This is a genomic window from Chitinophaga sp. W3I9, from assembly GCF_050434025.1.
Lineage (GTDB): Bacteria > Bacteroidota > Bacteroidia > Chitinophagales > Chitinophagaceae > Chitinophaga.
Genome location: NZ_JBNPWC010000001.1, coordinates 5150452 through 5161980, shown reverse-complemented (window position 1 = coordinate 5161980; position 11529 = coordinate 5150452). Strand labels below are relative to the sequence as shown.

The following is an 11529-nucleotide window of genomic DNA, read 5'->3' as shown; positions in this document are numbered from 1 at the left end:
ATTGCCGGCACGCGTGTGTTGGAATATATTTTCAGGGGCCGTCGGCCCGACTTCTTCATTAATTTTTCTTCGATAGCTGCATCTGTTGGTGCATTTGGCGAGGCGGCATATGTTGCTGCAAACTCCTGGATGGATGCTTTCGCAGAAAGCGCAGATAGAGGCTATCCTTTCCTCAGTATCGAATGGACGGCATTAAGGGAGACCGGTATGGCGAAGAATGCGTTGGCACATTTGCCGGCAGCCGAAAGAATGCAGCGTCTGGAAGGTGCCATTACCAATGATGAATTTATTGAGGTGCTGTTGAAAGCGATAAACCTGAAGTTGCCGGTTGTTATCATATCACCCCGCAACTTCCATCAGCTTTTGGCGAGGCGCAGCAAGCCGAAAATATCTGTGCAGGAAGAAATGGTCATCCGGCCGGATCTTGTGACGGAACGCCCCGCACTTGGCACTCCTTACGCTCCACCGGATTCTGCTACAGAAAAAAAGCTGGAAACACTGCTGAGTACTTTTACCGGTATTGTAAGCATAGGAGTGAACGACAACTTCCTGGATCTTGGTATCGACTCATTAAAAAGCATGATGCTGCTGAAGAAATTAAGAACTGCCTTCGATATCGATTTTACACTGAAACAGCTCTTTGAACAACATACCATCAGAAAGCTGGGAGCACTGATAGATGAAATCAATTTTATTGGTACCAGAAGTGAAAGAACTTCCAAACTAACAATTTAATAATGGAGATAGTAAGTTTTTTAAGGACACTGAAAGAAAGCGGTATCGACATTTCTCTTCAGGGAAGCGATCTGGAAATTTCATACGATGGGGAACAATTGCCACCCGACATAGTCGCCAGTATCAGGCAAAAGAAATCCGGGATCATTGATTTCCTGAAGCAATTTTCCGGTGTAGAAAAAATTCCTTTGGCCCCGCTGCAGAAGGACTATCCGTTGACCTTTTCACAGAAAGGGTTGTGGTTACTTTGCCAGGAAAGCGAAGGTAACGCGGCCTATAATATGACCAATTTGCTCCGGTTAGAAGGAAAGTTGCAGATAAATGAACTGGAATATGCTTTCCGCCAGCTTATTGTAAGGCATGAAAGCCTGCGGACCCTGTTCAGTGGATCTGATCCGGACGATGTCAGACAATGCATCGTGCCTGCTGAAAACATTTCGTTTGGTATTGTGCATGAGCATTGGTCCGGGGACGAAGATGCGTCGCAAAAGGCCATGACAGCCATCCAGGCACAGACAGCCAAGCCTTTTAATCTCTCTGCTGCACCACTGTTACGGGTATGTCTTTATCAAACAGGACAGAAAGAATGGCTGCTGCTCTGTGTCATGCATCATATCATTGGTGACCGGTGGTCTATGGAAATACTGACAAAAGAGTTACTGCATTTATATCAGGCAGCTGTGGAAGGTCGCGCGGTAACGCTTGAGCCACTACGCATTCAGTATAAAGATTACGCGGTATGGATGGAACGCAAACTGGGAGAAGGTCTTTTGGAAAAATGCAGCCGCTACTGGCAACAGCAATTTTCCGGAGAGCTGCCTGTATTGCAGCTATGGGGAGGAAAAACCCGCCCGCCGGTAAAAACATACAACGGCGCTTTCTTTAACAGAACAATGGCACCTGCATTGGCACGCGATTTCAGGGTTTTGTTACAGCAACACAACTGTACGCTTTTCATGGGATTGCTGGCAGCGGTGAAAGCGCTTTTTTATAAATATACCGGGCAGGAAGATATCGTCATCGGTACATCTGTTGCTGGCAGGGAAGATACAGGACTGGAGAACCAGATCGGATTGTATTTGAATACACTGGCGTTGAGAACAAGGTTCCGCGGAGAGGATAGTTTCTCCTCACTGCTGGAGAATATCCGGGAAACCACATTGGAGGCACATGAACATAGTGCCTATCCATTCAGCGAATTGCTGATGGATATTAATCCACCAAGGGATATCAGCAGGAGCCCGTTATTTGATGTGACAGTGAGTACTTATAGTACAGATTTGAATCCTCATCAACAAGCACCGGTTAGTGATGTACAAATCACGATCCCGGAAACGGATTTACAACCAGCGAGCAAATTTGATCTCTCTTTTGATTTTTTCAGCACAAATGAGGAGATACAGTTGTGTATTGAGTACAATACAGATGTGTTTACAACGGAGATGATCACTCAGTTATATACACACCTGGAACAACTGCTGATGGCTGCTGTTGCGGATCCTGGTGTTCCGCTCCGACAAATGGAGTATATCCCTGAGCAGGAGAAACACAAACTGATACATGACTTTAATACATTCCAGGAAGGTGCCACCGACAATGTCACCTTTGTAGAGTTATTCGAACAACGTGTTGCAGCATATCCTGATAAAGCTGCGGTAGTATTTGAAAATCAGCGGCTGTCTTACCGGGAATTGAATGAAGAAGCAAACCGTTTAGCCGGCTATCTCCGGAAAAATTACCTGGTAGGTGCAGATGATATTGTAGGTATTAGTCTTGAAAGAAGTGAGCAAATGGTGGTGGCGGTGATGGGTGTATTAAAAGCCGGTGCTGCATATATGCCTTTGGACCCGGCCTTTCCTCCGGAAAGGGTGCGTTATATGCTGGAAGATAGCCAATCAAAAGTAGTGATAGACAAAGCGATGCTTGACCTGTTCCGCATTCACGGGACGGACTATCCGGCACAGAATCCGGATATCATTCATCACGGAGGTCATCTTGCCTATATCATATATACCTCTGGTTCTACCGGAAAGCCCAAAGGGGCCATGGTTGAACATGCCGGCATGCTGAATCATATGATTGGCATGGTAGAGGCGCTGGAGATGGATGCCGGCAGCAATCTGGCACAAAATGCAGTATTCACATTTGATATCTCTGTGTGGCAGCTATTAACGGCACTCATTACCGGTGGCACCACTACTATCTATAGCAATGAAGTAGTACTTGATCCGCAGCAATTTTCAGAAAGACTCACGAATGACGGGATCACTGTGCTGGAAATAGTACCCAGCTATCTTAAAGTGATGCTCGACAGTATTGAGGAAACATCTGCCCATTGCTTTGAGTCGCTCAGGTGCCTGATCGTAACTGCCGAATCAGCTTCTCATCAGATTATTAAAAGGTGGTTCAGGATGTATCCGGATACGAGGGTGCTGAATGCCTACGGACCGGCAGAAGCAGCAGATGACGTGACATTATACATTATGAATGAAACGCCTCCGGAAGGTATTATTCCCATTGGAAGACCAATCAGAAACCTCCGGATTTATATACTCGATCAGGCAGGTAAAATTTGCCCGCCCGGCGTTACCGGTGAAATATATGTTGCGGGTATTGCTGTAGGCAGAGGGTATGTCAGTGATCCGGAAAAGACAGCCAAAGCTTTTACCACTGATCCTTTCTGTGGAAATGGCCTTGTAAGGATGTATAAAACAGGTGATCTGGGACGATGGTTGCATAGCGGAGAACTGGAATTTTTGGGCAGAAGGGATAACCAGGTAAAGGTGCATGGTTATCGTATTGAACTGGGCGAAATAGAGAATTGCCTGCAAGCATGCCCCGGTGTGGATGCTGCTGCAGTCCTGGTGTGGGAAAACAGTGTAGGTGATAAGAGACTTGTGGCGTATGTAACTGGTAAAGAGCTGCTGGATGATGCCACTATGGACGCTTTTCTTGCCACCCGGCTGCCTGCCTACATGATGCCACATTGTTTCATCCGGCTGGCCGGAATGCCGATGTACAATAACAAAATAAACCGCAAGAAATTGCCTACGCCGGAAGAACATGGATCAACAGGAAACAGAGATTATGTGGCTCCAGGCAATGATATCGAAAAAAAGCTGGTAAGCATCTGGGAAGAAGTACTCAGGAAAGAACCTATTGGTATCAGGGATAATTTCTTCAGAATAGGAGGTCACAGTTTATTATGTATTAAAGTGATCTCAAGAATACATGCGGCTTTCAATGTGAAAATTAAAATAAAATACTTCTTCCGTTATCCGGTGATAGAATCATTGGCGATGTATATCGTTGCTGTACAACAGCAGGAAAATATCACTACGGAATCTGAAGAAGCTATCATTATCTGATAAAAAAACTTTGTCACCCGAAAAACTACCAACATGCTGAATGAATCCAATGTAAATAGCTATGGTAAATCTTTCCCTGCCATTTTTGATACCGCTCAGGGAGAAATTCTTACAGATCATCATGGAAGGAAGTATATTGATTTCTTTAGTGGTGCAGGAACCCTGAACTACGGACATAACCATCCGAAGTTAAAGCAGGAAATCCTTTCTTTTCTTGAATATAATCATGTAGTGCATTGCCTGGATATGGATAGCAGTATAAAGAGCAGGTTTCTTAAAACATTCGATGAAGTAATCCTGCAGCCAAGAGGACTACAATACAAAGTGCAGTTTCCCGGACCCACCGGAACCAATGCGGTGGAAGCGGCGGTGAAACTCGCGAGGAAAGTAACCGGGAGAAGGAAAATTGCTGCGTTCACCCGGTCTTTTCATGGTATGACGGCCACTTCGTTAGCATTGTCTGCCTGCTGTACAGAAAATCATAAAATGAATCCCTCCCAGGACACGATTTTTTTCCCCTTTGATGGTTTCCTTGGAGAAGATACCGATACCTGTACGTTCTTTGAGAGGATGATTACGGCGAGTGGATCAGGTATTGAATTACCGGCAGCCGTAATTCTTGAAACCGTGCAAGGCGAAGGGGGTATAAATATCGCTGGTAATAAGTGGCTGCAGCGACTACGGAACTTCACCGTGGAGAAGGGTATTCTGCTGATCGTGGATGACATACAAACGGGCTGCGGACGTACAGGCCGGTTTTTCAGTTTTGAAAGAGCAGGTATCGTACCTGATATGGTTTTGTTATCAAAATCTATCAGTGGATTCGGGCTACCCCTGTCGCTCATCTTATTGAAACCTGAACTCGACATCTGGAAGCCGGGAGAACATAATGGCACCTTCCGCTCTAATAACCTCGCACTATGCACGGCTATCGGTGCTCTGGACTTCTGGAGAACGAACTCGCTGGAAAAAAGTATTCTCAGTAATGCCACTTTAATAGCGGATAAACTAAACAGGTTACTTAACGAATCGCCGCTGGTAATCGCCGTTAGAGGTATTGGTATGATGTGGGGAATTGAGATGGAGAGTACGGCTGCTGCAAAAGGAATTTCATCGGAGCTATTCCGGAAAGGTTTGATGATAGAGGTCTGTGGTCCGGAAGATACGGTACTGAAGATCCTTCCTCCACTGACAATTACGCCGCATTACCTGGAAGAGGGATTAAACCTCATTATAAATGCGGTGCTGCACTATGTACCACATAGCGTTGAGGAACTTAAGGTGTTGGCTGTATAGTTTATTTATCAATGGTTTAAAGTGATGATAGCTTATGGATAAGTCCATACTGGATTTTATTGTTAACCTGGGCAACAGGGGCGTGTCAGTGAGGGCACTGAATGGACAACTGAAAATTACCGGGGCGCTGTCTTCTTTGAAAGAAGAGGACAAAGAGCGGCTGCGCGCATTTAAACCTGATATTCTGGAATTGTTGGGGCAGGAGGTGGAGGCAACAGCAGATCATTTTCAGCATATTCTACCGGCAGATAACTGCCACGCATATCCGTTGTCATCTTCCCAGAAAAGGCTATGGGTGCTGGGACAGCTGCCGGAAACAAGTATTGCATATCACATTCCTGCAACATTTATCTTCAGGGGGAAGCTGGATATACCATTTTTGACGGAATGTTTCAGGATCATTGTTAACCGTCACGAGATACTTCGTACCACTTTCAGAGAGGATGGATCAGCAGAAGTAAAACAATTCATCTTCTCACCGGATACGGTGCATCTGCGGGTTAAATATCATGATGTCAGAAATGAGATCAATGCAGGCCCGTTGACGAACGATCTGATCATGAAAGAGTTTTCCGCTCCTTTTGATCTCTCCGCCTGGCCGCTTATTCGTACCGGCGTTTTTCATATCGCAGATGATAAGTGGGTGTTCTATTGCATATTGCATCACATTGTCAGCGATGCCTGGTCTATGCGGATCCTGATGAACGAAATGACAGGACTCTACAGATCATTGGTCGCCAATATACCGCCAATGTTGCCGCGACTGCGTATCCAGTATAAAGATTACGCCCAATGGCAGCAACAGCAATTGCAGGGTGGTATATTGGAGAAATCCAGGCAGTATTGGCTTTTGCAGATGGAAGGAGAGCTGCCGCTGCTGGAATTGCCTGTCAGCAGGCCCAGACCGAAAATCAAAACCTTTGGTGGGGATGCGGTGGATACGGTATTGGATAAACGTCTTGCCGGCAAGCTAAAGTCATTCGTTGCGGAAAAGGAAACGACCCTCTTTATGGGATTGCTGGCAGGTGTAGCAGCGGTGTTATTCAGGTATACCGGTCAGCATGATATGATTATCGGCACACCGGTTGCCGGAAGAAGTCATGTTGATCTGGAAGACCAGATAGGTTGCTATATCAATACGCTTCCCTTGCGTATACGCCTGGAAGAGAAGGATAGTTTTTACGACCTGTTGAATAGTACCCGGCAAACAACGCTGGGAGCCTTTGAACATCAGGCCTATCCACTGGATATGTTACTCGATGATCTGCAGTTTCAGCGGGATACAAGCAGGAATCCGCTGTTTGATGTAATGATGGTATTGCAGAATAATGAAGAATACCAGGAAGGTGCAGCTGCATCTATTAATGGCCTGGAAATCGATAGTTACCAGGGAGAGACATATGCGATGAGCAAATTTGACCTCACCTTTTATTTTCATGAAACAACTGATGGCATTTCTCTTAAAGTGGAGTATAACACAGCGCTTTTTGATAGAGATATTGTCCACAATATGGCCGGGCATTTTACACATTTGCTGTCCAATTTGCTGGAGGAACCGCAGGCTCCGATGGTTCAGGTACCCTACCTTCCCGAAAAAGAACAACGATTGCTGGCTGCATTCAACAACACTGCGCAGCCCTTTCCGGATGATAAAACAATCATTGATTTGTTCGAAGAACAGGTGGGTGTATCGCCGGACCGGACAGCACTTGTAGCCGGTGAGAAATCGTTATCTTTCCGGGAGTTGAATGAGTATGCCAATCGACTGAGTAATTATCTGCAGCATATTTACCATATTGGTTCAGATGATATTATAGGTATCCGGCTGGAGAGCAGCGAATGGATGATCATCAGCATATTGTCAGCCCTGAAAACCGGTGCGGCATACCTGCCCATTGATCCCTCCTTCCCGCAAAGCAGGATCGATTTCCTGGTGGCTGACAGCGGTTGCCGGCTTGTAATAGACACAGACGTAGTGGCCTCTTTTCGCGGGTGTCAGGAATCGTACAGTCCGGAAAATCCGGTTATCGTAAGGGATCCATTGGATCTGATCTATGTTATTTACACGTCGGGGTCTACAGGCAAACCAAAGGGTTGTATGCTGGAGCATCGTTCGGTGGTAAACAGGATTTACTGGATGTGGAATCACTACGGGTTCTCAACAGATGACAATATTTTACAGAAAACCGCCTTCACATTCGACGTTTCTGTCTGGGAAATATTTATGCCGCTTTGTTTTGGCGCCCGCATGGTATTGTGCAAAAGAGAAGATTCCGTATCTCCCGACTCGATCCTCTCACTGATTGAAAAGGAAAAGATTACGGTGCTGCATTTTGTACCTACTATGATGAATGCATTTATTGCCCGGTTGTTTTACCAGGAGGATATCGCATACCGGCTTAAAAGTATGCGACTGGTGATAGTCAGCGGCGAAGCATTGTTGCCAGCTACCGTCCGCAATTGGTATGCAAAGGTAAATATACCGGTGCATAACCTTTACGGGCCTACGGAAGCAGCTGTGGACGTTACTTATTATGCCACATCAGCTGATGACGTTGTAATTCCCATTGGCCGGCCAATCTGGAATACCCGTATGTATGTCCTTGACAAGTATCGTGCTTTAGTGCCGCCAGGTGTTTACGGAGAAATTTGTATCGGTGGTATAGGGCTGGCAAGAGGTTATTTAAACCGTCCAGAGTTGTCTGCGGAGAAGTTCATTGCACATCCCTTCAATGCAGGAGAGCGATTGTATTGTACCGGAGACACTGGTCGCTGGCTAAGTAATGGCGATATAGAATTCAGCGGTCGTATCGATGATCAGGTGAAAGTACGCGGCTACCGTATAGAAACCGGTGAAATAGAACATGCCTTACGGAAACATGCAGGTGTTGCCGATGCACATGTAAAAGTATGGACCGATAGTAACGGAAACAAGGAACTGATCGCTTATCTCGCAGGGGAGTCCCATAATGAACGGGAGATACGTGCCGGTCTGGAAATGGAACTGCCGGTATATATGATACCACATCATTTTATTTCTCTTGCTGCCTTTCCGTTAACCATCAATGGAAAAATTGACAGAAACGCACTGCCTGCACCGGATGCATCCATCTCTGCCACCAATACTGTTTTTACGGCAGGTCGTAATGATAAAGAGATACAGCTGATAGCGGTGTACGAGGATGTTCTGAAGAAACGACCTATAGGAATTTATGATGACTTCTTCCTGCTGGGAGGAGATTCTATTAAGTCGATACAGATTGTTTCCCGGATGAAACAGCGTAGATATGTACTTACCATACAGGATGTAATGCGGTATCCTGTCATCGCGGGATTGTCTGCCCACGTAAAAACATTGGAGCGGGAAGCTGAACAGGAGCTGGTGACGGGCGTTATTCCGCTTGCGCCAATACAGCATTGGTTCCTTGATAATTCGGTAACGGATGTGCATCATTTTAATCAGTCCGTTTTACTGGAAAGTAAACAGCCGTTGTCGGTACCAGGTATTAGGGCGGTGCTGGAAAAAATTACATTACATCATGATGCCTTGCGCATGATTTTTCATAAAACAGCTGCAGGATGGATTCAGGAATGCAGGGGAGAAGAACAGGAAGTACAGTTGGAGGTAATTCCCTGGACAGATGAAACTACATTTGCAAAGGAATGCAATCGCGTACAATCCGCAGCGGACCTGAGCAAAGGGCCTTTATTCCGGGCTGTCTTGTTTCATGACCAGGAAAAAGACCTGCTTCTGCTGGTAGCGCACCATCTTGTTATAGATGCCGTTTCATGGCGTATCCTTCTGGAAGATTTATCAGACCTGTACCTGCAATATATGTCAGGGTCCATGCTTCATCTTCCGCTGAAAACAGATTCATTCCGCTACTGGCAGCAACAGCAGCAGCAATATGTTCATAGTGCTGTTTTGAAAAAAGAAGAAGCGTACTGGTCTGCTGTTGAAAGCATCGGGCTGCCGGCGCTTCCTATGGACAATATCAATGGCGGTAACCAGGTGAAAGTAGCAGCATCCCGCTCTTTTGCACTTGATGAAGCTACTACAACAGAGCTGTTGACACAATGCTATAAAGCTTTTAACACAGATATCAATGACATCTTATTGGCCACATTGAGCCTGGCGGTTCATGAAATATTTAATACAACAACTGTAGGCGTGAAGCTGGAAGGGCATGGCCGGGAAGATATTGGTGGCGATATTGACGTGACCCGTACCGTGGGATGGTTTACAACGATGTATCCTGTGGTGTTCGACATGTATTACCACAGCGATCCGCTGCGTCACCTCATCGCTGTAAAGGAAGTGCTTCATCGCGTACCGGGCAAGGGAATAGGTTATGGTATATTACGTTATGCCGGTGCGCGGCCATATTGTCTTGCACCACAAATACTTTTCAACTATCTCGGTGATTTCGGGCATGCAGTGGGTACCGGAAACAGCTCCGCCGTTTTTTCCTTCTCCGGAGCTTATCGCGGAAATGAAGTGTCTGCAGACAGAGAACGCGGTGTGCTCCTGGAAGTTTCCGGAATAGTAATAAAAGGCTGCCTGCAAATGTCTGTGGAATACAGCAGCCAGCAATACAATGTCACTACTATAAATGCACTGATAGCGGCATATCACCGGCACCTGGCTGCATTGATTACCCGCCTGTCGGCAACCACTAACAAAGTCCTTACTCCGGTGGACCTTACGTATAAAGACCTGAGTATAGATCAGGTAATACAGTTACAGCAGCAAATACCGCTGGAAGATGTATACAAGTTAAGCCCGCTGCAGGAAGGATTGTATTTTCACTGGGCGGCCACGCCAGGCTCTCCTATGTATTTTGAACAGGTGAGTTACCGGTTGAAAGGTGCACTGAATATGGCGCTTTTGGAGAAAAGTTATTATATGCTCATTGCACGCCATGCCGTTTTAAGAACCCATTTTACGCAACGCTTTGGCGAAAGGATACTTCAGGTAGTGGCCCAATCGGTAAAAGAAGGGTTCACTTATGAACAGATCAGCAGCAATGTTGACCACCAGATTGAACAGATTAAACAACAGGATCGTGCCCGCGGATTTGACCTGAATAAAGGTTCACAGATGCGTCTCACCGTACTGGATGTAGGAGGCGATAACTGGGAGTTTATCTGGAGTCATCATCATATCATCATGGACGGCTGGTGTATCGGCATCCTTGTAAAAGAGTTTTTTTATATCTATGATAGTCTGCTGGGTGGACAGGAACCGGTGCTGATGCCCGTACATTCCTACGCGAAGTATATACAGTGGCTGGAAAGCATCAACCGGAATGATATGCTGCGCTATTGGCGTGATTATCTTTCAGGTTACGATACCGTCAGCACGTTGCCGCAGAAACGGGACACCATAAGAAGGCAGGCGGTCGTTAAGCGCCGTTCTTTTCACATCGGCGGGCTGGCCAGGAAAAAGATAACAACACTGTGCGCGGAACTCCGTATTACAGAGAATATATTCATCCAGGCAGTATGGGGAATACTGTTATCTGCCTACAACGCCAGGAACGATGTTGTTTTTGGAGCGGTGGTATCCGGCAGAGCAGGCCATCTGGAGGGAATAGAAGATATGATTGGTTTCTTTATTAATACGATTCCCGTTCGTATTCAATACGACAACCTGTTAACCATCCGTTCACTGCTGCTGGGGATTAAAGAAAGTCTTGTACTGGGAGAGTTGTATCATTATACCCAACTGGTGGATATCCAGGAGGAAAGCGGGTTCGGTAAGCATCTTTTTAATAATATCCTGATATTTGAAAACTACCCCGTTCAGGAAATAATAAAACGCGATTTAAAAGAGAAAAGCGTTTGGGAAGATTTGTCCTTTACCTCTAAGGGAGGCTATGAACAAACCAACTTCGACTTCGTGGTGGTGGTGAGCCCTGGAATAACCTTCAATATAGACTTTTGTTACAATGCCAATATTTATGAAGAGTCACTGGTAGAAAGGCTGCAACAGCTGTTGGTATATATAGCAGAGGCGATGTTAAAAGAGCCGGACGGCCTTGTATCTGCTATTAACTATCCAGGCACTGGTGATAGCGCCTCCAAAGACGAAACGGCATTCAGTGCCGTTATCAGCGACAATTTCTGA

General features: G+C 45.9%; 4 protein-coding genes. All 4 read left to right on the top strand.

Annotation, left to right across the window (positions count from 1 at the left end):
- Positions 1-15 precede the first annotated feature (15 nt).
- The 4 genes from QFZ51_RS21040 to QFZ51_RS21025 are packed head-to-tail and all read left to right on the top strand — an operon-like array spanning position 16 to position 11529.
- Positions 16-735, top strand: coding sequence for a phosphopantetheine-binding protein (locus tag QFZ51_RS21040; RefSeq protein WP_429048592.1), 720 nt, complete (start codon positions 16-18; stop codon positions 733-735).
- A 2-nt stretch (positions 736-737) separates the two neighbouring features.
- The gene (locus QFZ51_RS21035; protein ID WP_429048591.1) at positions 738-4103 is read left to right on the top strand and encodes an amino acid adenylation domain-containing protein; all 3366 of its coding nucleotides are present in this window, start codon (positions 738-740) and stop codon (positions 4101-4103) included.
- Between the two features lie 33 nt (positions 4104-4136).
- Positions 4137-5399, top strand: a complete 1263-nt coding sequence (ectB, locus tag QFZ51_RS21030) for a diaminobutyrate--2-oxoglutarate transaminase (RefSeq protein WP_429048590.1) — start codon at positions 4137-4139, stop codon at positions 5397-5399.
- A gap of 34 nt (positions 5400-5433) precedes the next feature.
- A complete protein-coding gene (locus QFZ51_RS21025) occupies positions 5434-11529 on the top strand; it encodes an amino acid adenylation domain-containing protein (protein ID WP_429048588.1) in 6096 nt (2031 codons plus the stop codon).